The organism is Microbacterium sp. C7(2022), from assembly GCF_028823665.1.
Taxonomy (GTDB): Bacteria; Actinomycetota; Actinomycetes; order Actinomycetales; family Microbacteriaceae; genus Microbacterium.
The window spans coordinates 276,727-300,018 of record NZ_JAPEHV010000001.1 but is presented as its reverse complement, the minus strand read 5'-3'; the positions used below and the strand labels follow the sequence as shown (position 1 = coordinate 300,018).

At 68.6% G+C, this 23,292-nt stretch carries 17 protein-coding genes; 9 read left to right on the top strand and 8 right to left on the bottom strand.

Translation table 11 applies throughout. The features are described 5' to 3' along the window. Positions 1-23: 23 nt before the first annotated feature. A complete protein-coding gene (locus ON062_RS01295) occupies positions 24-3,518 on the bottom strand; it encodes a DNA-directed RNA polymerase subunit beta (RefSeq protein ID WP_274645321.1) in 3,495 nt (1,164 codons plus the stop codon). A gap of 340 nt (positions 3,519-3,858) precedes the next feature. On the opposite strand from ON062_RS01295, the gene ON062_RS01290 reads away from it, so the two are divergent. Then, complete coding sequence (locus ON062_RS01290) at positions 3,859-6,003, top strand: CHAT domain-containing protein (protein ID WP_274645320.1); 2,145 nt, start codon at positions 3,859-3,861, stop codon at positions 6,001-6,003. A gap of 78 nt (positions 6,004-6,081) precedes the next feature. Then, entirely contained in the window at positions 6,082-8,244 is a 2,163-nt protein-coding gene (locus ON062_RS01285) for a caspase family protein (protein ID WP_274645319.1), read from the top strand. Here ON062_RS01285 and ON062_RS01280 read toward each other — a convergent pair. Beyond that, positions 8,241-9,929, bottom strand: coding sequence for a 5-oxoprolinase/urea amidolyase family protein (locus tag ON062_RS01280; protein ID WP_274645318.1), 1,689 nt, complete (start codon positions 9,927-9,929; stop codon positions 8,241-8,243). The genes ON062_RS01285 and ON062_RS01280 overlap by 4 nt on opposite strands. 7 nt (positions 9,930-9,936) lie before the next feature. Beyond that, positions 9,937-10,704, bottom strand: a complete 768-nt coding sequence (pxpA, locus tag ON062_RS01275; protein ID WP_274645317.1) for a 5-oxoprolinase subunit PxpA — start codon at positions 10,702-10,704, stop codon at positions 9,937-9,939. A gap of 64 nt (positions 10,705-10,768) precedes the next feature. On the opposite strand from pxpA, the gene ON062_RS01270 reads away from it, so the two are divergent. From ON062_RS01270 to ON062_RS01260, 3 genes are all read left to right on the top strand, one after another. Then, complete coding sequence (locus ON062_RS01270; RefSeq protein ID WP_274645316.1) at positions 10,769-11,632, top strand: spermidine synthase; 864 nt, start codon at positions 10,769-10,771, stop codon at positions 11,630-11,632. Between the two features lie 94 nt (positions 11,633-11,726). Further along, positions 11,727-12,254 carry a hypothetical protein gene (locus tag ON062_RS01265; RefSeq protein ID WP_274645315.1) on the top strand — a complete coding sequence of 176 codons (528 nt, stop codon included), beginning with the start codon at positions 11,727-11,729 and terminating at the stop codon, positions 12,252-12,254. Positions 12,255-12,293: 39 nt separating this feature from the next. Next, entirely contained in the window at positions 12,294-12,782 is a 489-nt protein-coding gene (locus tag ON062_RS01260) for a SprT-like domain-containing protein (RefSeq protein ID WP_274645314.1), read from the top strand. Between the two features lie 289 nt (positions 12,783-13,071). On the opposite strand, the gene ON062_RS01255 is transcribed toward ON062_RS01260, so the two are convergent. Beyond that, complete coding sequence (locus ON062_RS01255) at positions 13,072-13,767, bottom strand: 2-phosphosulfolactate phosphatase (protein ID WP_274645313.1); 696 nt, start codon at positions 13,765-13,767, stop codon at positions 13,072-13,074. A gap of 73 nt (positions 13,768-13,840) precedes the next feature. Here ON062_RS01255 and ON062_RS01250 point away from each other — a divergent pair, with 73 nt between their 5' ends. Beyond that, positions 13,841-14,368: a hypothetical protein gene (locus ON062_RS01250; protein ID WP_274645312.1), complete on the top strand. Its 528-nt coding sequence runs from the start codon at positions 13,841-13,843 to the stop codon at positions 14,366-14,368. 457 nt (positions 14,369-14,825) lie between these two features. Here the strand turns inward: ON062_RS01250 and ON062_RS01245 are convergent, their stop codons facing one another. Together ON062_RS01245 and ON062_RS01240 are read right to left on the bottom strand one after the other, a co-directional pair. Further along, complete coding sequence (locus tag ON062_RS01245; RefSeq protein ID WP_274645311.1) at positions 14,826-16,301, bottom strand: ABC transporter permease; 1,476 nt, start codon at positions 16,299-16,301, stop codon at positions 14,826-14,828. After that, complete coding sequence (locus ON062_RS01240; RefSeq protein WP_274645310.1) at positions 16,298-17,122, bottom strand: ABC transporter ATP-binding protein; 825 nt, start codon at positions 17,120-17,122, stop codon at positions 16,298-16,300. Before ON062_RS01240 ends, ON062_RS01245 begins: the two co-directional genes overlap by 4 nt. A 231-nt stretch (positions 17,123-17,353) precedes the next feature. Here ON062_RS01240 and ON062_RS01235 point away from each other — a divergent pair, with 231 nt between their 5' ends. Then, positions 17,354-18,823, top strand: coding sequence for an HNH endonuclease signature motif containing protein (locus ON062_RS01235; RefSeq protein WP_274645309.1), 1,470 nt, complete (start codon positions 17,354-17,356; stop codon positions 18,821-18,823). Between the two features lie 56 nt (positions 18,824-18,879). Here ON062_RS01235 and ON062_RS01230 read toward each other — a convergent pair whose 3' ends face one another. Next, the gene (locus tag ON062_RS01230; RefSeq protein WP_274645308.1) at positions 18,880-19,524 is read right to left on the bottom strand and encodes a response regulator transcription factor; all 645 of its coding nucleotides are present in this window, start codon (positions 19,522-19,524) and stop codon (positions 18,880-18,882) included. Next, positions 19,521-20,738 carry a sensor histidine kinase gene (locus tag ON062_RS01225; protein WP_274645307.1) on the bottom strand — a complete coding sequence of 406 codons (1,218 nt, stop codon included), beginning with the start codon at positions 20,736-20,738 and terminating at the stop codon, positions 19,521-19,523. Before ON062_RS01225 ends, ON062_RS01230 begins: the two co-directional genes overlap by 4 nt. 217 nt (positions 20,739-20,955) lie before the next feature. Between ON062_RS01225 and ON062_RS01220 the strand changes: the two genes are divergently transcribed. Together ON062_RS01220 and hydA are read left to right on the top strand one after the other, a co-directional pair. Beyond that, on the top strand, positions 20,956-21,804 hold the full coding sequence (locus ON062_RS01220) for a nitrilase-related carbon-nitrogen hydrolase (protein ID WP_274645306.1): 849 nt from the start codon (positions 20,956-20,958) through the stop codon (positions 21,802-21,804). A gap of 22 nt (positions 21,805-21,826) precedes the next feature. After that, positions 21,827-23,290, top strand: coding sequence for a dihydropyrimidinase (gene hydA / locus ON062_RS01215; RefSeq protein ID WP_274645305.1), 1,464 nt, complete (start codon positions 21,827-21,829; stop codon positions 23,288-23,290). Positions 23,291-23,292: the final 2 nt, after the last annotated feature.

The following is a 23,292-nucleotide window of genomic DNA, read 5'->3' as shown; positions in this document are numbered from 1 at the left end:
ATTTCGTTCGTTGCCTGGCCGGATCAGATCTCGTCGATCGACGAGGACTCGAAGCGGCTGGAGATGTTGATTCCGAGCTCTTCCGCAGCGCGGAAGGCGTCGTCGTCGGTGTCACGGAGGTTGACCGCCGTGCCGTCCGCCGAGAGAACCTCGACGTTCAGGCAGAGCGACTGCATTTCCTTCATGAGCACCTTGAAGGACTCGGGGATGCCGGGCTCTTGGATGTTCTCGCCCTTGACGATCGCCTCATACACCTTGACGCGGCCGAGGATGTCGTCGGACTTGATCGTGAGGAGCTCCTGCAGCGCGTACGCGGCACCGTAGGCCTCGAGGGCCCACACTTCCATCTCACCGAATCGCTGACCACCGAACTGCGCCTTACCACCGAGCGGCTGCTGGGTGATCATCGAGTACGGACCGGTCGAACGCGCGTGGATCTTGTCGTCGACGAGGTGGTGGAGCTTCAGGATGTACATGTAGCCCACCGAGATCGGCGCCGGGAACGGCTCGCCGGAGCGACCGTCGAACAGCAGCGTCTTTCCGCTGGAGTCGATCAGGCGGTCACCGTCACGCGTCGGCGTGGTCGAATCGAGCAGACCCGCGATTTCGGTCTCGGCCGCGCCGTCGAACACCGGGGTGGCGACCTTGGTGCCGGGCGCTGCCTCGCGCGCGTTCTCGGGGAGACGGCTCGCCCACTCGGGCGTGCCCTCGACCTTCCATCCCTGCTGAGCGATCCAGCCGAGGTGAAGTTCGAGCACCTGGCCGAAGTTCATTCGACCGGGGATACCGAGCGGGTTGAGGATCACGTCGACGGGCGTACCGTCGGCGAGGAAGGGCATGTCCTCGATCGGCAGGATCTTGGCGATGACACCCTTGTTTCCGTGGCGGCCGGCGAGCTTGTCGCCCTCGGTGATCTTGCGCTTCTGAGCGATGTAGACCACGACGCGACGGTTGACGCCCGAGCCCAGCTCGTCGTCGCCGTCCTCGGCGTTGAACTCCTTGACGGCGATGATCGTGCCCTGCTCACCGTGGGGAACCTTCAGCGACGTGTCGCGCACCTCGCGGCTCTTCTCGTTGAAGATCGCGCGGAGCAGGCGCTCCTCGGCCGACAGCTCGGTCTCACCCTTCGGCGTGACCTTGCCGACGAGGATGTCGCCGGGACGAACCTCGGCACCGATGCGGATGATGCCGCGCTCGTCGAGGTCCTTCAGCAGGTCGGGGCTGACGTTGGGGAGGTCACGGGTGATCTCCTCCTTACCCAGCTTGGTGTCGCGGGCGTCGACTTCGTACTCCTCGATGTGGATCGAGGAGAGCGTGTCGTCCTTCACCAGGTTCTGGCTGAGGATGATCGCGTCTTCGAAGTTGTGGCCTTCCCACGTCATGAACGCGACGAGGAGGTTCTTTCCGAGCGCGAGCTCGCCGTTCTCGGTCGCGGGACCGTCGGCGATGACCTCACCGGCTTCGATGCGCTCGCCCGCCGAGACGATGACGCGCTGGTTGTACGACGTGCCCTGGTTCGAGCGGTCGAACTTGCGCAGGTAGTACTCCTGTGTGCCGCCCTCGTCGAGCTGGATGGTGACGACGTCAGCCGACACCTCGAGAACGACACCGGCCTTCTCAGCGGTGACCACGTCACCGGCGTCGATGGCGGCGTAGCCCTCCATACCGGTTCCGACCACGGGCGACTCGCTGCGCAGCAGCGGCACAGCCTGACGCTGCATGTTCGCACCCATGAGGGCGCGGTTCGCGTCGTCGTGCTCGAGGAAGGGGATGAGCGAGGTCGCGACCGAAACCATCTGGCGCGGCGAGACGTCCATGTAGCCGATCTCGTCAGCGTGGAACAGGTCGACCTCGCCACCCTGGCCGCGACGGGCCAGAACGCGCTCGTTGGCGAACTTGTTCGCAGCGGTCAGCTCGACACCGGCCTGGGCGACGATGAAGTCGCTCTCTTCGGATGCCGTGAGGTAGTCGATCTGCTCGGTGACCGTTCCGTCGACGACGCGGCGGTACGGGGTCTCGATGAAACCGAACGAGTTGATGCGCGCGAAGGATGCGAGCGAGCCGATCAGACCGATGTTGGGGCCTTCAGGCGTCTCGATCGGGCACATGCGGCCGTAGTGCGAGGGGTGGACGTCACGAACCTCGACGCCGGCGCGCTCACGCGACAGACCACCGGGACCGAGCGCCGACAGGCGGCGCTTGTGGGTCAGACCCGCGAGCGGGTTGTTCTGGTCCATGAACTGCGACAGCTGGCTCGTTCCGAAGAACTCCTTGATCGCCGCGACGACGGGGCGCACGTTGATCAGGGTCTGCGGCGTGATGGCCTCGATGTCCTGCGTGGTCATGCGTTCGCGGACGACGCGCTCCATGCGGGAAAGACCCGTGCGGACCTGGTTCTGGATGAGCTCACCGACGGCGCGGATGCGACGGTTGCCGAAGTTGTCGATGTCGTCGACGTCAAGGCGGATCTCGGCGGGCTTGCCGCTGCGCACGCCCTCGTACGAGGTGTCGCCGCGGTGCAGACGCACCAAGTACTTGATCGTCGCGACGATGTCTTCGACAGTGAGCACCGAGTCGGTCAGGGGGTTGGCCAGACCGAGCTTCTGGTTGATCTTGTAGCGACCCACCTTGGCGAGGTCGTAGCGCTTCGGGTTGAAGTAGAAGTTGTCCAGCAGCGCGCGGGCAGCCTCTGCGGCGACCTGCTCGCCCGGACGGAGCTTGCGGTAGATGTCGCGAAGGGCGTCTTCCTTGGTGAGGATCGTGTCCTTCGACAGCGTCTCTTCGATCGAGTCGAAGCCGGCGAACTCGTTGAGGATGTCTTCGCTGGACAGACCGAGGGCCTTGAGGAAGACGGTGACCGACTGCTTGCGCTTGCGGTCGATGCGCACGCCGACCTGGTCGCGCTTGTCGATCTCGAACTCGAGCCATGCGCCACGGCTGGGGATGACGCGTGCCGAGACGATGTCCTTGTCCGACGTCTTGTCGGGCGTCTTGTCGAAGTAGACACCGGGCGAACGGACGAGCTGCGACACCACGACACGCTCGGTGCCGTTGATGATGAACGTGCCCTTCGCGGTCTGCAGCGGGAAGTCTCCCATGAAGACCGTCTGCGTCTTGATCTCACCGGTCTGGTGGTTCATGAACTCGGCCTCGACGTAGAGCGGGGCGGCGTAGGTCTTGCCGCGCTCCTTGCACTCTTCGATCGAGTACTTCTCGGGCTCGAGGTAGGGGTTGGTGAACGAGAGCTGCATCGTCTCGCTCAGGTCCTCGATGGGCGAGATCTCTTCGAAGATCTCCTCGAGACCGCTGATCTCGGGCACGTCGGTGCGACCGGCTTCGAGGGCTTCCTCGACGCGGGCCTGCCATGTCTCGTTGCCGACCAGCCAATCGAAGGACTCGGTCTGCAACGCCAGCAGGTCAGGGACCGTCAGCGTGTCGGAAATCTTGGCGAACGAGAGGCGGGATGCTCCGCGGCCGTTCTTGGGGGTGGTGGTGGATGCGTTGCGCGCAGCAGCCAAGGGGATTACCTCCGTGGGCCCGGGCGAGGGGCTCGTTTCCTTGTCGTCAGGTGAAGTGCTCCGGTCCCCGAAACCTGCGGGCCCCACGCCGCGATGACCCGAAGATCATGCGGGGGACGCGCAGACACAGCCGACCACCATATGAGGGCAGGGGGAATCCAAGAGCGCAACTACCTACTATAGGCGCCTCGACGCGCCATGTCCAGCCGAATTGTTGACGAGTTTCTTTCGCTGCGGTATAACGGCGCCCAGACGCACTGTCGCGCCCGTGTATCAGTCGGCGGTGCGCCGCCCTCACGTAGTTCGAACCGCGCACATCGCGCCGATCGAAGGGGTCGGGATGCTGGGGAACGACGACACACGCCGTGGGAGCGGTCTGCGCGTCACCGGTGCGCACATCGTCGGCCGCGCGCGCGTGTCTCGCGCGTCGACGGGCACCGAAGTGCGCGTCATCGATGCCGTCCGCGTGCGCGTGGACGGCGATGAGAGCGTCGGGCGCATCGAGATCACCGTGCCCCACCTCGTCGGAGAGGTGCAGGCGGTGCTCGTGATCGCGGACGGCGAGGTCAGGGTCGTCTCGTTGCGACGCGCGGGCGCCGTATGCCGAGCGCGCATTCGCGGCGTCGACGACCGCGCGGTCTTCATTGTGGTCGCGGCGCCGACTCGTGTGGTGCTCGAGCGCCTGCGGCGCCGCCACCGCCCACCCGGCTCGCGCGAACGCATCGAACCGCGCTCGCGCCGGCGGCCCATCCCTCGCGGTCTCGAGGCTGCTCCCCCACCGCCTCCACCCGCACCGGCCCCACGACGGGCGCCCACCCCCGCGCCGAATGTGGGCGATGCGCCGCCCGATGAGGTTCCGCTCGAGATGGCCGACATGGCCGAGATGGCCGAGCCAGCCCCCGAGCCAGCCCCCGAAATGTCTCCCCGACATGCTCCCGTGCGGGCGCACGTGGGCGCCGAGATGCCGGCGACGCTCGTCCAGCACCGCGAGTTCGAGGTGCGCGTGCGCCTGTCACGCCGCGCGCTCACACCCACGAGGGGCACCGCGCACGCGGAGGATGTCATCGACCTGGATCCGAGCCTGCCCGTGCAGATCAGTGTGTCGGGGCGCGGCATCCAGCACCCCGATGACGCACCCGCGGTGCAGGAGCTGACCCTTCCCGAGGAGGACGACGACGAGGCTGTCGCGGTCTTCCGGCTGATCGCCACCGATCTCCCCCGGGCCGTCGTGTCGATTGCGGTGCGACAGGGCGACATCGATCTGCCGCTGACGACGTTCCGACTGAGCGCCACCGTCGTGGCCGAGGGCACCGAACCCGACGATGAATTGGTGGTGCATGAAGGGACGGCCACGGGGCGGCCGACCGAGATCGTCGAGCTGCCGAGCATCCGCATCGACGAAACGCTGACCGAGGGGCGGTCGACCCTCACGATTTCGGTCTCGGCCGGCGGCGAGCGCGCCGAGTGCACGACGCCGCTCGACGATAAGGCCGCGTTCGTGGCCGACGTCTACGCGCGCTTGGTCTCGGTGCGCGACGCGGCGTCGAAGATCACCGATGCGGACGAGCGCCGCGAGCGGGCGACCGAGTTGTTGCAAAGGGTCGGCGAGCGCATCGCGCGCACGCTGTTCGACGAGCGCGTGGCTGACCTGTTGTGGCGGCATCGCGACGACCTGGACGGCCTTATCGTGCAGACGGCCGACGAACTCGATGTGCCGTGGGAAGTCGTGCACTTGGCCCCGCCGCCGGGCACCCCCTCCGACGGCGGGGTGTGGTTTCTTGCCGACACCGGGCTGACGCGGTGGGTCTACGACGCGCCGCGCCCGCGCGAGGTGCGCGTGGCGCCGGCCCGCGTGCGCACGCTCGCTCCCGAGTACGTGTCGCCTTCGCTCCGACTGCAACGCACCGACGACGAGGTGGCCGCGCTGCGGGCGCATCTGCCCGGGGCGCCTGAGGGGTCGAGGGATGCCACGGCCGCCGAGCTGCGCGACGTGATCACCGCGGGGTTCGACCTGCTGCACTTCGCCGGCCACGGTCGTTGGCACGACCTCGACCCGCGCGGGCAGCAACTGATTCTCGCCGCGCACGATCCTGCCGACGCCGCGCGAGCCTCTACCTACAACGAGTCCGACGCCCGGGACGACCTCCCCGAACTCGGCGGCGGCGACACCGCGCCACCAGCGTCGATGGTGTTCCTGAGCGCCTGCCATGTTGGGCGACTGCAGTCGGGCGAACCGGGATCCGGCGGGTTCGCCGAAGCGTTCCTGCGCGGCGGGGCGGGCGTGTTCGTCGGCTGCAATTGGGCCGTCGCCGACGATGTCGCGTCGCAGTTCGTCGACGTGTTCTACCGCGGGTTGCTCATCGACGGCCTTCCCGTCGGCGAGTCCGCGAAGCAGGCACGCGCGGACGCGCGGCGCGGCGGCGATCTCAGCGCGCTGGCGTTCACGGTGTTCGCCGACCCCCGCACCGTGGTGAGCGTCACGTAGCGCTTGCCGCGGCATCCGATCCATCCATCCGCATCACCCGACCGCACCATCACCCGCATCACCCGAAAGGACGACCTCATGGCCACCTCGATCCGCTCCCTCTCGTACTCGGCAGTGCGCCCGCACGTGGTCGTCACCGAAGATGGGCGCCTCGCCGAGAAGTCGGTGAAGAACCCGAAGACGCTCGACGAGCTGCTGACGACCTCCGACGACATCGACGAGATCTTCCACACGCACCTGCCGGCGTTCATCGACGCGCATCCGGGCGGCCCGGTGCCGCTGGTGATCTGGGCGCACGGCGGCCTGGTGAACAAGGAGGCGGGTGTGGGCTACGCGCAGTCGACGGCCGACTGGTGGCGACGCAACGGCGCCTACCCGGTGTTTATGGTGTGGCAATCGGGGGGCATGTCGGCGATCGCGGATGCCGTCACCGGGCGCCGTCCGGTCGGCGCGCGCGGCATCACCGACGTCACCGACCGTGTGATCGAGGCTGCCGTCCGTGGCATCGGCGGCGTCGGCGTGTGGGACGACATGAAGCTCGACGCGGCGGCCTGCTCGACACCCGAGAGTCGCACCGCAGGCAAGTCGTACGACGGTGGCGGCGCGTGGCAGTTCGCGCGCGCCCTCGCGGCGTTCATGAAGGCGAACCCCGGCGCGATCACGGTGCACGCCGTCGGGCACAGCGCGGGGTCGATCTTCCACTCGCACTTCGTGCCCGCAGCGATCGAGCTCGGCGTGCCCGAGTTCGAGAGCGTGTCGTTCCTCGCCCCCGCGGTGCGCATCGACACCTTCGCGTCGCAGTTGCTTCCCCTCGCGGATGCTCAGGGCGCTGCCCGCAAGGTGAAAGAGCTGAGCATCTTCACGATGACCGACGAGTTCGAGCGGAAGGACAACGTGAAGTGGGCGTACCGCAAGTCGCTGCTGTACCTCGTCTCGAATGCCTTCGAACCCGAGCGCGAGGCGCGCATCCTGGGCATGGAGACCTACCTCCGGCGCCACGATCGCCTGGCCGCCTATCTGCGCGGCAACGCCGAGCGACTCGTACTCAGCAAGACCGAGCGCGACCCCCGGTCGAGCAGCCTGTCGACCACGCACGGTGGCTTCGACAACGACCCCGAGACGATGGACAGCGTCGCGCGCCGGATCACCGGCACCAACGCGATCATCGAGTTCGAAACAGTCGGTGCGAGTCGCACCATCGAACCCGCTCCCGAGCCGCTGCCCGAACCGCTGCCTCTGCCGGTTCCGGTCGTCCCGCGCAAGCGCGGCCTGTGCATCGGCGTGGACGCGTACCCGGGTGGCGACGCCCTGCGCGGGGCCGTCGCCGATGCGCGCGCATGGGCCGATGTGCTCACCTCTCGCGACTTCGAGGTGACGCTGCTGCTGGACGCCGATGCCACGCGCGACAACATCGTGCAGTCGATGGTGTCGCTGGTCGGCAGTGCCACCCCCGGCGACGTCATCGCGATTCAGTTCTCGGGGCACGGGACGTTCGTCGATGACTTGGACGGGGACGAGCAAGACGAACACGGGCCGTACGACGAAGCGTGGTGCCCGGTCGACTTCCGCCAGGGCCGCCTGCTCGTCGACGACGATCTGGCCCCGATCTGGGACCTCATTCCCGACGGGGTGTCGGTGACGCTGTTCCTGGACTGCTGCCACTCGGGCTCGGCCAGTCGCGCGGTCACGACGCCGCCGACGACCGACAGTCTCGCGCGCTGGGTCGATATGCCGGCAGAGGCTATGGAACGCTACCGCGAACTGCGCGGGGCACCGGTCGCCGAACCGTGGCAGACGGCTGCGCGCGAGCGCGTGGTGGCCGTCGAACCCGGTCGCGCACGCAACACGACGAAGGCCCGACCGGCGATCATCCGTCGCGAGGTGACGATCTCGGCGTGCATGCCGGAAGAGGTCGCGTGGGAGAACAACGGGCACGGCGTCTTCACGCGCACTGCGCTCGAGGTGCTCTCCGGCGGCACGTCGTATACGAACCGCTCGTTCGTCGATGCGGTGGTCGCCGCGCTCGGCGATCAGCGCCAGCAGACGCCCATGCTGACGGCGGATGAACCACTCGCCGACACGACACTGCTCACGGTCGGCGTCCCCGATCGGACCATCTCGGCGCTTGTTGGCGGGATGCCCGGGGGCACGTCACAAACAGGGAAGGATGCCGCACCCAGCCGCAACGCGGCGATGGCGGCGTTCCTTCGCGCGACCGCCGACCTCCTCGAGGCCGACTAGTCGCGGGCCTCTGCCGGGCGCGCGTGCCGGAAGCGGATGCGCGTGCCCGGCCTCGCCTGGGCGATGAGATCGAGGGATGCTGCGGCCGCCACCGCGATGACGGGGTAGCCCCCGGTCACCGGACCGTCGGCGAGGAGGATCACGGGTCGCCCGTCCGGCGGCACCTGAATTGCCCCGGGAACCATCCCTTCGCTCGGAAGCTCGCCCGTGCGCTCGCGCTCGAGCACCGCGCCATCCAGCCGCACGCCGACACGGTCGGCCTGGTTCGAGACCGTCCAGACGGTGTCGTATAGGGCGCTCCGCGCCGCGGATGTGAACCAGTCCACCCTCGGGCCGGGCGCGAGGTCGACCGTGATCTCGTCATCGTGCGGTGCACCCCACGCCGGCGGCGGCGCGACGGGCACCTCGCCCATCGTCTCGTTCGCAAGCGCCAGTTCGACCCCTGCCGCAAGGGGCTGAGGCCCGAGGCCCGACAACACGTCGGTCGCGCGCGAGCGCAACACCCGCGGCGCGTCGATGCCACCGCGGATGGCGAGGTAGGCGCGCACGCCATGGTCGAACCAGTCGATGTGCACTTCGCTCCCCGCCGGCCACGCGTGCGCGGTGTACGGGTCGACCTCCGCGCCGTCCAGGCGCACCGTGCCCCACGCTCCCGTCACGGCGAACCACGTGTCGGTCAGGGCCCGGGCGCGCAGCCCACCCATCGTGATTTCGACGCCCGCGGCCGCCTCGGCGTTGCCGACCAGTCGATTGGCGGTGCGCAGCGCGCCGCGATCGAGCGCGCCCGACTGCGACACACCGAGCGCGGCTGCCCCCGGCCGCCCGAGGTCCTGCACGGTTGAGAGAAGCCCAGGTTCGATGATTCGGATGCCGGTGGCCGGCGCCCGGGGGGCCGTGGCATCCGGTCTCCCCACGGACTCGGCGTTCATTCCCGGGGATGCAGCGTTCAGGGGCGGCGCAGCGTTCAGTGGGGGCGCGTCGTTCAGAGGGGGCGCGGCAACCCGGTCATGGCACGGTTGGTACCGCACGGTGTCGCCGGGAACGAGGAGCGCCGGGGATGCGGCATCCGGATCGAACATCACCGCATCGGTGCGGCCGATCAGCTGCCACCCGCCCGGCGATTCACGCGGATACACCCCCGAAAACTCCCCCGCGAGACCCAGCGACCCGGCGGGGACACGCGTGCGCGGGTTCGCCAAGCGCGGCACGGCGAACGGCCACTCGGCGCTTGCGACGTAGGCGAACCCGGGCGCGAAGCCGGTGAACGCAACGCGCCACGTGGCGCTCGCGTGCGCGCGCACCAGCGCCTCGGCGCTCACGCCGAGCACCTCGGCGACACTGGCGAGGTCGGGGCCGTCGTAGACCACGTCGAGCACCGCGGGATCTGCCGTTGCCGGGGTGGGGGGAGAAGCATCCGCTCGCTCACTCACTTTGGCGATCCATGCCCGCGCGACAGGCAACGGCAGGCGCGCGATGTCGCACCGCACGAGCACCGTGCGGGCCGCGGGCACGATCTCGACGACGCCTTCGGGAGGGTTCTCGCGCAGTGCCTCAGCGAGCGCCATCACCTCGGCGAGAGTCAACCGCTCGACGAGGAGGGCTCTCTCACCCATGGGGCGGACGGCCAGCGCCTGCGGGGGCGCGCTGCCTTGCGGGGTCCCCGCGTCCTGCGACGACGTCGTCATGTCGCCCTCATGTCACGTCTGACCAAGGAGCGCGCACCGCGATGCCGGCGTCGACGAGCGCGGCACGCACCGCGCGCGCCATCTCGACCGCCTCGGGGGTATCGCCGTGAAGGCACAGCGAGGCGGCATCCACCCCGACCACGCCACCGGTGACCGTCTCGACCACGCCCTCGCGAACCAGGCGCACCGCGCGCACCGCGACCTCGTCCGCATCGTGCAACAGCGCGCCCGGTTGCGTGCGCGGGACGAGCATCCCGTCGCCCTGGTACCCGCGATCGAGAAACGCCTCGAGTACGAACGGCGATCCCGCGTCCGCTGCGGCTCGAGCGATGTGCCCCGGCATACCCAAAACGGGCAGCGGTCGACCAATCCGATCCGAGGCATCGGCGACGGCCGCGGCGAGCGCACGAGCGTGCTCGGCGTCACCGATCACCGCGTGATACAGCGCACCGTGGGGTTTGACGTACTGCAGATCTGCCCCGGCCTCGAGGAGCGCCGCGAGCTGTTGCGCGACACTCGCGCGCAGGTCTGGCGCGTCCATCACGACTGCGGCGCGCCCGAAGTTCGGCCGGTCGGGGTACGAGGGGTGCGCGCCCATCGCGACACCACACTCGCGCGCGCGTGCCACCGACTCGCGCATCGACACCGCATCCCCGGCGTGCCCACCGCACGCGATGCTCGCGCTGGAGATCACGGCGAACATGGCGTCATCATCCGCCGTCGGCACGCCGTCGACGCTCTCACCCAGGTCGGCGTTCAGGTCGATCGCACCCATGGCACAACGGTAGCGGGGAACCCGCGCGCGGCGGCTGTCGTGGCATCCGACTACCGTGATCGTCATGGCGCGCGCGAAGAACGACACTCCCGCCCCGCAGGCACGCTTGCTGGACGGCACGCTCGCACGGATCGTGCCCGCACAGTTCGGCTCAGGGTGGGAAGTCGACGTCGACGGCACGCCGCAATCGCACGTCGACCTTGACGATCCGACCCACTTGAGCTTCGAATACGTCGCCCGCATGGGCGCGGTGATCGACCAACTGCGACTCCCTCGCCAGCCGCTCACCGCCATCCATCTGGGTGCTGGTGGGCTCACTCTCCCCCGGTACATCGAGGCCACGCGCCCGGGATCACGGCAACAGGTCGTCGAACTCGAGCCGGCACTGTGGGACCTGGTGCGCGAGAACCTGCCGCTCCCGCGCGGAGCGCAGATCCGCGTGCGCATCGGCGACGCCCGGGCGGGCCTGGGCCGACTACCCGCTGCCCTCGTCGGTGCTGCCGACCTCGTCGTGTCAGACGTGTACTCCGGCGCGCAGACCCCCGCCCACCTCACCACCGTCGAGTTCTACACCGAAGCCGCGCGCTACCTCGCCCCCGAAGGGGTGCTGCTCGTCAACGTCGCGGACGGCGCAGGCCTCGCGTTCGCCCGCCGCCAAGTGGCGACGATTTCGCGCGTGCTCGAACACGTGATCATCCTCGCCGAGGTGCAAACGCTGAAGGGCCGACGCTTCGGAAACCTGGTGGTCGCGGCATCCGCTCACCCCCTCCCCACTGCGTGGCTCCCGCGCCTCATGGCCGCAGGACCCCACCCCGCGAAAGTGGCCGAAGGCCGCGAAGTCGACGAGTTCGCGCGGGGAGCGCGCGTGGCCGTCGACGGCGACGCGACCGACTCGCCGAAACCTGCCTCGACGCTCTTCGAGAGGTGAATCGGATGCCGCAGCCCGGCGTGCCGAGAGCGTAGATCACTCGCCCGCGGGGCACACTGGAGGGGCGATCCACGGCGCGGCGAAGGGAGTCACGGTGAGCTTCATTCTCGGGTACGACCCCGAAACTCTGCGTGAGAAGGTCAACACGGCTCAGTGCCAAGAACGGCTCGACGAGATCGGCGAACAGCGCTCCCTGCCCGCTCTGCTCGAGCGCGTGTGGCTGCTGAAAGTACTGGGGCGCGCCGACGACGCCCTCGTCATCTCGGAGCAATCGGTGCGCGTGGCCCGCATGGCCGGCACGCGCAAGGATCTCCTGCGCGCGCGCATTCTGCACGCCACTATCCAGCAGGCCCGCGGCGCCTACGCGGCCGCCGAACAAGAACTCTCGACGTGCGCCGAAGAAGCCGAAGGGCAGGGCTGGGCTGGCATCGCCGCGTTCGCGTACCAGCACCGCGGCAAGGTGAACTTCGACGCCGGTGAACTCGAAGACGCCCGGCGCGACTTCAAGCGCGCGCTGTTTCTGCGACAGGATGCCGGAGCCTCGGACGATCAACTCGAATCGATCCTCCTCGCGATCGACACGGTCGAGCGCCGTCGCGCCGCCGAGGCCGTGGCCAGCTGACCCCGATCGAGTGTCGTAGGTTTGTTCTAACCTTCCCGCATGTCTGATCTGAACCGTGTGCGCCAGTGGGCTGAGGCGCTGATCACCACCCATCTCGACGAGTCGTGGAGCTTCGGCTTCGACAACGCCAAGCGCCGCGCCGGCCTCTGCGACTACACGCGCAAACGCATCAGCGTGTCTCGGTACTTAGCAGCGCGCTACGACGACGACACCAACCATCAGACGTTGCTGCACGAGGTGGCGCATGCCCTCGCCGGCGCCGGCGCCGGGCACGGCGTTGCCTGGAAGCGCGTCGCGCGCGACTTGGGGTACGTCGGAGGCACGACGCACCACGGAGAGACCGCCACCGAGCTCGCGCCGTGGGTGGGAGTGTGCCCCGCGGGGCACACGGCGTACCGCCACCGGCGCCCGACCCGCGCCGCATCGTGCGTGAAGTGCGCGCCGCGCTACGACGACCGGTACCTCTTCGCGTGGCACCGGCGCGAGATCACGCCCGCAACTCGCCTGGCCGCCGCGACGCCGCGCTGACGCTGCGGCGCAGCTGCGGCGCGGGGGCGCCTGAGCACAGGCGCTGGGGCGGGGGGTGCCTGAGCGCCCGCGCTGGCCCCCGCCTCACCCGCGCTACCCCACCTCACCCGCGCTACCCCACCTCTCCCGCTACCCCACCTCTCGCGCTACCCCACACCCCGTGCGCATCCTTCGCTCGCCGAGTACACGTGTAATCGCCGAGAACACCCCTTATCGGCGACGGATTTCCCGTGCACTCGACGACATCACGTGCACTCGACGCGGCGGGCGGGGTACGGGCGCTGGTGGGTCAGTGCGTGAACGTGCCGGCGCGCAAACGAGGCACCACGGCCGACTCGCCCGCAGCGAGCGCGGCGGCCAGTGCATGACCCTGCCCCGCGGCGGCGAGTTGGCGCCCGGTGCCGCTCGCACTCAACAGGTGGCGGGTCGCACCGCGCAGTGCCCGATGGGCCTCCGCTGCGGCGACGGCCTCAGGCGAGCAGTGGTCGATTCCCAGATCGCCGAGCGCCGCGATGACCGCCCCCGCGCCGAGGAAGTCTTCGACGGCGAAACGGACCGCGCCTGATTGTCCGTGCGCGAACGCTCCCGCGGCAGCCTCAAGTCCGTCGCGTTCGACCAGGGCATCGTCGAGCCCGTCGCGCTCGCCCGCGGCGATGACGGCAACGCTCGTGCGCGTTCCCCGCTCGGTCTGCACGCGCATGACCTCCCGCGCGACGGCACCGCAGTTGCGATGGGTCGCGAGCAACACAGTTCCGTCACTGCGGCCAGCGAGCGCCGCGATCGGCGCGCCATCGAACCCCGGCGCGGCGGTGGCGGCATCCGGAACCACCTCACGTCCGGACTCGAACTCGGCGATGACATGGGTCGAGAAGTTCAGCACGTCGACGACGACCACGATGTCCGCCGGCGCAAGGCGCTCGAGACCACTTAGCCCCCAGTCAAACCGCACCTGGTAGGTCGACTGGTCGAAGGCTTGATTCGGCATCCATCCAGCCTAAATCCGCCGAGACTGCGCGATGTGACCGCTTGAGCGACGATCGCGAGTGACAGACTGAAGCATGCGGATTCTCTTGAAGATGGTGATCGACTGCGATTCCGATGCCGCGTGGCGAGCGCTGCACTCCCCCCGCGCAGTGGGGGAACTCTACGGCCCGCTCGTCGACCTCACGCCGCTCGAAACCACGGGGCTGCCGACGACGTGGGCGCCCGGCGCGGACATTCCGGTGCAACTGTCGGCGCTGGGTGGCATTCCGATCGGTCGGCAGTTCATCCACATCAGCGAGCGTGAGACCGCGTCCGCGCACGGGCCGGTGCGCATCCTGCGCGACAGCGGCATACCGCTGACGGGACCGCTGGCGAGCCTCGACGTGTGGGACCACCAGATGGCGGTTTCGCCAGCGCCGGGCGACCCGACGAAGACTCTGTGGCGCGACCGCCTCGTGATCGGTGGGCCGACCGCCCTCGCACTGTGGCCCGTGCTGTGGGCCACGTGGCAATGGCGCGCGGCGCGGATTCGTGCGCTGGCGCCGACGTGGGCCCACGACCCAGCGTCCGAGCCCACCGAGGTCGACGCGGGGCACGCGTAGGCACGGGGTCGCCGAGCGGGCGCGCCGAGCAGGCGCGCTTCGCCCGCCGAGCCCGCCGGGGCCGCCGGTGCCGCCGGGGCCGCCGGGGCGCCGCGGAGAACGCTTAGGCGCCGGGCCCCGCGTCTCGGCCGCGTGCGCCGTCACAGAGCACGCCCTGCGTCGGTACCCCCGCGCCATTCATTTGCGCCATATTGTGGGCTTTCGCGCATCCCACCGGCGTGTTGCGCCATATGAACGCGGCGCCCGCACAACCCGGCCCGCTTCATTGGTCACATTGTGTGGGCTTTCGCGCATCCCACCGGCGTGTTGCGCCATATGAGCGGGACATGGAACGCGCACGACGGGTCGCGGGATGCGACGCGCGCGACGGGTCGCGGGATGCGACGCGCACGACGGGTCGCGGGGCGCGCGCGTCGCGCCCCTGCAACCCGCCCCGCTCGACGGTTCCCGCGCGCGCCTACTCCACAAGCGCCTCGACGGGAGCGACGCTCGTCGCCAAGCGCGTCGGAATGATGGTCGCCACCAGCGTGAGCACGGCCGTCGCAGCCACGATGACCACGACGGGCCACACCGGCACAGCCGGCCACACGAAGGTCGCGGGTGCGAACTCCGGCGGAATCGGCACCGAACCCAGTAGCGATTGCGCACCCGCCCAGCCGTACACGACTCCTAGTAGCAGCCCGAGCGCCGTCGCCGTGATCGTCACGTGCGCGGCTTCGAGCAGCACCATGCGCCGCACCTGCGAGCTGGCCACGCCCAACGCGCGCAGCAGGCCGAGCTCACGCCGACGCTGCACGACGCCGAGCGTGAGCAGGTTGACCAGGCCCACCCCGGCGATCACGGCAGAGATCGCGACGATGCCCATCATGATGGCCGAGAACGTGTCGATGAGTGCCTCCATCTCGGGTGGCAACTCTCCGCCTCCGGACGCTGCGAGCACCGCCTTGGATGACTCGAGCGCCACGGCGAACATGGTCACCAGCGTGACGCCCATCACCACTCCGATCGCCATGCGCGACGAACGCGCGGGGTACCGCAACGCGTTCTCGGCGGCGAGGCGAGCCGGCACGGACGCGCCGAACATCCGCCCCACCAGACGCAGCACCGGCGGCATGATCAGCGTCGCTCCCAGCGCGAGCCCGGTGAAGGAGAGGATGCCGCCGAAGAATGCGACCACGACGCCCAGCGGCGTTACCAGCCCCGCCAAGACTCCGAGAGCGATGAGCGCCCCGCCGATGATCAACAGCGCGACCGCCACGGTGTTGCGAGCCAGCTTCGCCACGAGCACCTCATGCGGCGACTCGACCGACGTGCCGAGCGCCTGGAGCGGCGTGACCGCGAGCACGGCGCGCGAGCCCACCCACGCCGACACCCACGTCGTCAGCGCGACGACTACCGCGGGGATCACCGCCTCGGGGCGCAGTGCCGAGAACTCGATGTCGCCGAGGGGGAGCATCCTCACCGCGATCGTCGCGCCGAGCGCTGAAAGGGCGACGCCCACGACAAGCCCGCACGCAGCACCGATTACGCCGACGATGAGTCCTTGACGTGCGACTTCTGTCCGTCGAGATGACGCGGATGCCCCGATCAGGCGCATCAACGCGATCCGCCGAGTACGACCCGCGATGACGGTCGAGAACGTGTTGGCGGTGACGATTGCCGCCACGTACACGGCAACGCCGATCAACAGGATGCTCAGGATCGCCAGGACCGCTGCGAGCGTCTCGCTGTCACCGACGTACGGGTTCGTCCGCAAGATCTCGGCGAGGAATGCCGTCGCCGAGAGCAACACAACGCCGAAGGTCGTCGAGATAGCGGCGACCAGCACGCTCGCACCCATGCCGCGCTCGCGCAACCATGCGGTGGATGATTCGGCCGGGGTGTGGGTCGCGCTCGCAGTGCGACGGTCTGGATGGACGGCGAGAGTGCTCATGACCGCACCACCCCGGTCGCGGTCGGCTCAGCAGCGCCCGCGTCGGCCAAGCCCACCCCGGCGGTCCCGAGCTCGGCGGCGAGCATGTAGGCCGAGATCTCCTCCGCGCTCTGCCGCGGCTTGTCGGCGACGATCCGGCCGTCTCCGAGGAACAGCACGCGGTCGGCGTGGCTGGCCGCGATCGGGTCGTGCGTCACCATCGCGATCGATTGTCCGTGCTCGCGGCTCGCCGTCGCGAGCAGCGACAGCACCTCCCGCCCCGACCGCGAGTCGAGGTTGCCGGTCGGCTCGTCGGCGAACACGAGGTCAGGTGCGGTGGCGAGAGCTCGCGCGATCGCTACGCGTTGCTGCTGACCCCCGGAGAGCTGGTGCGGTCGATGGCCCAGCCGGGCATCCAACCCCAGCGTTTCGACGAGCCCGTCGATGCGCGCTGCCTCGAGGGCGCTGGGTCGCCGCCCGTCGAGGTCGAACGGAAGCATGATGTTCCCGCGCGCGTCGAGCGTGGGGATCAGGTTGAACCCCTGAAAGACGAACCCCACGCGGCGCCGGCGCAGCACGGTGAGCTCGAGGTCGCTCAGGCCGGTGATGTCGGTGTCGCCGATCCATGCCTGACCTGAGGTGGGGGCATCGAGGCCCGCCATGATGTGCATGAGCGTGGACTTTCCCGAGCCGGAGGGCCCCATGATCGCGGTGAATTCGCCGCGCCGGATCCCGACGCTGACCCCGTCGAGTGCGCACACTTCGCTCGCGTCGCGTCCGTAAATCTTCGTCAGTCGCTGCACACGGGCGGCGAGATTCATGTCGGTTGATGTGATCTGCATGCCTCCGACGCTACGAATCGCACGCGAAGTCCCGCGTCGGCCGAGAGGCGCATCGGCATCCATCGCAAGGATGATTCGCGACGTCTCCTGGCCGGGTGAATGTCCGAGGTCCGCGAGAGGATAAGTGCAGATCGGATGCCGGTGCGGCGCAGTCACGATCGACCATCCGCATCACGGATTCTCGACAAACTTATCGAACAAATTTTCGAAACTCATGGTAGGCTTATACCCATGACCCCCACTCCCGCCGATGTCACCGCGGCGGATGCGGCCGCGGCCAAGCTCGATCCGGTGGTGGCGAAGGTCGCCGAGATTCACCGACGCATCGCTGCCCTGCAAGCAGAAGAACTGCATGCGCTTGCCGAGGCGAGTCAGATTGCACAAGAGTGGGCGGATGCTACGCCCACACAGTCCGACACCGAGCTGGCGCATCGCAGCGTCGCGGCGGAACTCTCGTCCGCGCTGCGGGTCTCCGACCGCACGGTGCAAGGGCGTCTGGGTGACGCGGAACGCCTGGTGAGCTCGTTTCGCCAGACGGTGGCGTCGCTGCATTCCGGGCGCATCTCGCTCGCGCACGCCCGAGCGATCCTCGAAGCCGGCGATCGGATCACAGGGCCCGAGATGATCGCTGAGTTCGAGAACAGCGTGCTCGACTACGCAGAGGCCGAATCCGTGTCGCGCCTGCGCGAGGTCGCGAAGATCCGTGCGCAGTGGTTTCTGGACGAGTCGATTCGCGAACGCCACGCCGCGGCCGCCAAGACCCGATCCGCACGGGCGTTCGATCTCGACGACGGCATGGCCGAGCTGCACGCGACCGGCCCGGCGGTGCTGATCCACGGGCTCGTCGCCCGCCTGACCACCATGGGAATCGCTGTCCGTGATGCGGATGCCTCAGCCCTACGCGATGCGCGCGCCGAGGTGAAGGCAGCTGAACGAGCCGCCCGCGAAGCCGACACCGAGGATGACGCCGAACGACTCGCGGCCGTGCGCGACGCGGCGCGCGACCGCGCGAAGGATCTTGCGGACGCGCGCCGCACGCTCGACGAGATCCGCTTCGATCTCCTCGCGGATCTGCTCCTCACGGCCGACCCGATGGCGCACATCGGTGACCGCGAGACCGGACTCGGTGCGATCCGAGCCACCGTCCAGGTCACGATTCCCGCGCTCACGCTGCTCGATTCACCCGTTGATGATCCGTTCGACGCGACGACACTCGCCGGGCACGGGCCGATCCACCCCGACACGGCCCGCGAACTCGCGGCACACGCGCCCGGCTGGGACCGCATCCTCACCCACCCCGTATCCGGCCGGGTTGTGGCCGTAGACAGGTATCGGCCATCAAAGAAGATGCGAAGATTCCTCACCGTTCGCGACCAGCACTGTAGGTTCCCCGGTTGCCGACAACCCGCCAGTCGAAGCGACGCCGATCACACCATCGATTGGGCCCACGGCGGCACGACGAGTGTGGGCAACCTCGCCCATTTGTGTCGGCGGCACCACACACTCAAACACCACACGCCATGGAAGGTCACGCAATCACGTGACGGCATCCTCCATTGGACGAGTCCCACCGGGCGGGTCTATCCCGACCACCCGACGAGCAGCGTGCGCTTCGCCACCGACGCCGAGTCCGATCCCGTGCCGCCGCGGCGCGTGCACGCGCACCGATTCGCTCACGCGAACGATCCCGCGCCGTTCTAATCGCTGCCCTCCTGAGGCCCAGCCGACCGGGTGCCGCCGCATCCCGACGTCGCGCGTCAGGCGAGGCCGTGATCGAACGCGAACACCACCAGTTGCACCCTGTCGCGCAGCGAGAGTTTCGTCAGGATGCGACTGATGTGCGTCTTGACGGTCGCCTCCGACAAGAACTCCCGGGCCGCGATCTCGGCGTTCGACAGTCCGCGCGCGGCCAGGCCGAAGATCTCTCGCTCACGATCGGTGAGCGCCGCCCAACTCGCCGGCACCGGGCGCGCAGTCGGCCCGGAGAAGTGCGCGAACAGATCACGAGTCGCCGACGCCGCGATCACGGCCGATCCCGCATGGACGGTGCGGATCGCCGCTAGCAAGAACTCGGGCTCGGCATCCTTCAACAGGAACCCGCTTGCTCCCTGTTGAATGGCCCGCGCAGCCGCCTCATCGAGATCGAACGTGGTGAGCATCACGATGCGCGGCGGGTCGACATCGCCCAGCAGCTCCGCCGTCGCCGCCAGCCCGTCCAGCACCGGCATCCGAATATCCATCAGCACAACGTCGGGTCGCACCTCACGCACCACCATCACGCCCTCGCGGCCGTCCGACGCTTCACCCACCACTTCGAGGTCGGGCTGCGAATCGATGAGCATGCGGATGCCCGCGCGAAAGAGCGCCTGGTCGTCGACCAACACCACCCGGATCGCATTCACGCGGCACCACCGATTGGAATTCTCGCGCGCACGGCGAAGACCTCTCCCTCAGGGCCCGCGTCGAGGCGACCGCCCGCAAGCTGCGCGCGCTCGCGCATCCCGATGATCCCGTGCCCGACCTGGTTTGCGCCGTGCGCCGAATCGGCGCGCAGCACGCCCTCGGCGGTTCGCAGCGGGTTCACCACGACCAGCGCGACGTGATCACGATGCCACGCCAGACCCACCGACACCGCGCCACCACCGTGCCGCAGCGCATTGGTGAGGGCCTCCTGCAAGACACGGTAAACCGCGAGCTGCACAGCGGCAGGCGGTTCCTGCTCGGGAGCAGGGTCGACATCCACCCGCAAATCAACACCCGCAGCGCGAACCTGCGCGTACAGCGCCTCCACGTCGGCGAGCACCGGCTGCGGCCCCGCGTCCTGCTGATGGCGTAGCTGCCCGAGCAGCACGCGCACGTCCGCAAGCGCTGCGCGCGCCGTCGAGGAAATTGTGCCGAGTGCCTCCACGGCGGCGGACCGGGCGGCGCCGGACGGCCCTGGCGACTCTGCCGCCCGCACGGCATACCGGGCACCATCGGCCTGGGCGACGATCACGGCCAACGAATGCGCGACGACGTCGTGCATGTCGCGCGCAATGCGCACGCGCTCCTGCTCGGCCATGGCATCCGCTTCGGCACGTTGTTGCGCCTCGCGCGTCGCGCGTGCACGCCTCGCGGTGCGCACCAGGGCGCCGATGGTCCAGGCCAAACCCAACGCGAAAGCCGCCGCAACGAGCACCGCGAACAGAACCGGGATGCTGCTCCAGCTCAACCCGCTCGGATTGAATCCTGGGCCGACCACCAGGTAGCCGCTGATCACCGCCGCGCCGACGAACGTGCTGGCAAACCCCAGCCAGAACACGACGCGACCTCCGTACGCCGCCGTGGCGTAGAGCACACCGAAGATCGCGACGTCAACGAAGCTCGGCGGGCGCAGCAGCGCCACTTGCACCAGAGCGCCAGCCCACACGAAACCCAGCGCCAAGCCGGGCGACACACGCCGCAATGCGAGCCCCGCGGCGAACAGCAGCGTGATCGCGACCGCACTCGCCAGCACGAGCGAAAAAGCCCACACGCCCTGCGCCACACCGATCTCGATCGGCAATGCGACGAGGGCGAAGAACACCGCCACCGACACGTCGACGACGACCTGAGAGGTCTTCAACGGGCGGAACACGCTCTCACGCTATTCCAGGGGGCCGGGGCGCGGCATCCACCCAGAGATGTATTCACTCACCCCTTGCCGCGCATCGCCGCGAGGCTTTACTGTCACGACACAGGCCGAAACCGGTGGGAAATGTCGGGCCTGAATGATCAGGGAGCAGGGAGGCTCACCCGATCCTCCCCATCGGCGGCGGCATTACAGCGCTCAGCTGAGCCAGGACGGAGACACGATGACGACGGTACGTGCGGCGATCACCCAGACGACGTGGACGGGCGACAAGGCCTCGATGCTCGACAAACACGAGCAGTTCGCGCGAGACGCGGCAGAGCAAGGCGCGCAGGTCATCTGTTTTCAGGAGCTCTTCTACGGCCCCTACTTCGGCATCACCGAAGACAAGAAGTACTACCGCTATGCGGAACCCGCCGACGGCCCCATCGTGACGCGCTTCGCCGCGCTCGCGAAGGAGCTCAACATGGTGATGATCCTCCCGATCTACGAAGAAGACATCACCGGCGTGTACTACAACACCTCAGTGATTGTGGATGCCGATGGCACCGTGCTGGGGAAGTATCGCAAGCACCACCTGCCGCATCTGGATCGCTTCTGGGAGAAGTTCTACTTCCGTCCCGGCAACCTCGGGTACCCCGTGTTCGACACCGCCGTCGGAAAGATCGGCATGTACATCTGCTACGACCGCCACTTCCCCGAAGGGTGGCGCGAGCTCGGCCTCAATGGCGCACACATGGTGTTCAACCCGAACGCCACGAAGCCCGGGCTGTCGAACCGCCTGTGGGAGGTCGAAGGCCCGTGCGCCGCCGTCGCGAACGGCTACTTCGTGCTCCAGCCGAACCGCGTGGGCCGCGAGGACAACGAGTACGGCGAACTGGCCGTCGACTTCTACGGCACCAGCCAGGTGATCGACCCGCGCGGAAACTTCGTGGGCGACCGCGGCTCGAGCACAGACGAAGAGGTCCTGATCCGCGACCTCGACATGGACATGGTGCAGCAGATGCGCGACGACTGGCAGTTCTACCGCGACCGCCGACCCGACTCGTACACCAAGATCGCGCAGCCGTGAGCCGAACCGTAGGGAACTGAACATGAGCACCACACTGATCAAGGGCGGCACCGTCGTCTCGGCCACCGGACGCGGGCCCGCGGACGTCCTCATCGACGGCGAGACCATCTCGGCGGTTCTGCAGCCGGACTCACACCTCTTCGGCACGGATGTCGCGGCATCCGTCGACACTGTCGTCGACGCCACGGGGAAGTACGTGATTCCGGGCGGCATCGATGCCCACACCCACATGCAGTTGCCGTTCGGCGGCACCAACGCGTCGGACACGTTCGAAACCGGCACCCGCGCGGCGGCCTGGGGCGGCACGACGACCATCGTCGACTTCGCCGTGCAACGCTACGGCGAGCGCGTACAGGACGGGCTCGCGCGCTGGCACGAGCTGGCCGCCGGCAACTGCGCCGTCGACTACGGCTTCCACCAGATCGTCGGCGGCGTCGACGATGACTCGCTCGCGGCGATGCGCGGGCTCGTCGACGAAGGAATCTCGAGCTTCAAGCTGTTCATGGCCTACCCGGGCGTTTTCTACTCCGACGACGCGCAGGTGCTGAAGGCCATGCAGGTCTCGCGCGACACCGGCCTCATGACGATGATGCACGCCGAGAACGGCCCCGCGATCGACGTGCTCGCGGCGCAGTTGGCCGAGCAGGGCAAGACCGCGCCGTACTACCACGGCATCGCGCGCGCGTGGCAGATGGAAGAAGAAGCCACCCACCGCGCGATCATGCTGGCGAACCTCACCGGCGCGCCGCTGTATGTCGTGCACGTGAGCGCGAAGCAGGCGGTGCAGCAGCTCGCGTGGGCGCGCGATAACGGGCAAAACGTGTTCGGCGAGACCTGCCCGCAGTACCTGTACCTGTCGCTCGAAGAGCAGCTCGGCGCACGCAGCGACGAGTGGGGCGAGTTCGAAGGGGCGAAGTGGGTGTGTTCGACGCCCCTCCGCTCGCGCGAAGAGGGGCACCAAGACCACATGTGGCAGGCGCTGCGCACCAACGACATCCAGATGGTCTCGACCGACCACTGCCCGTTCTGCATGAAGGATCAGAAAGAGCTCGGACTCACCGACTTCCGCGCGATCCCGAACGGCATCGGGTCGATCGAACACCGCATGGACCTCATGTACCAGGGGGTCGTGACCGGCAAGATCACGCTCGAGCGCTGGGTCGAGCTGACGTCGACCACACCGGCGCGCATGTTCGGCATGTACGGCAAGAAGGGCGTGATCGCTCCCGGAGCGGACGGCGACATCGTGGTGTACGACCCGAACGGGCACACCTCGATCGGCATGCCGGTCGATGACCAGGGCAACCCCACGGGCAAGACGCACCACATGAACATGGACCACTCCGCGTGGGAGGGCTTCGAGATCGACGGGCACGTCGACACGGTCATCTCGCGCGGCAAGGTCATCGTGGACGACGGCCAGTACCTTGGCGCCAAGGGCGATGGGCGCTTCATCAAGCGCGGCCTGTCGCAGTACCTGGTGTGAGG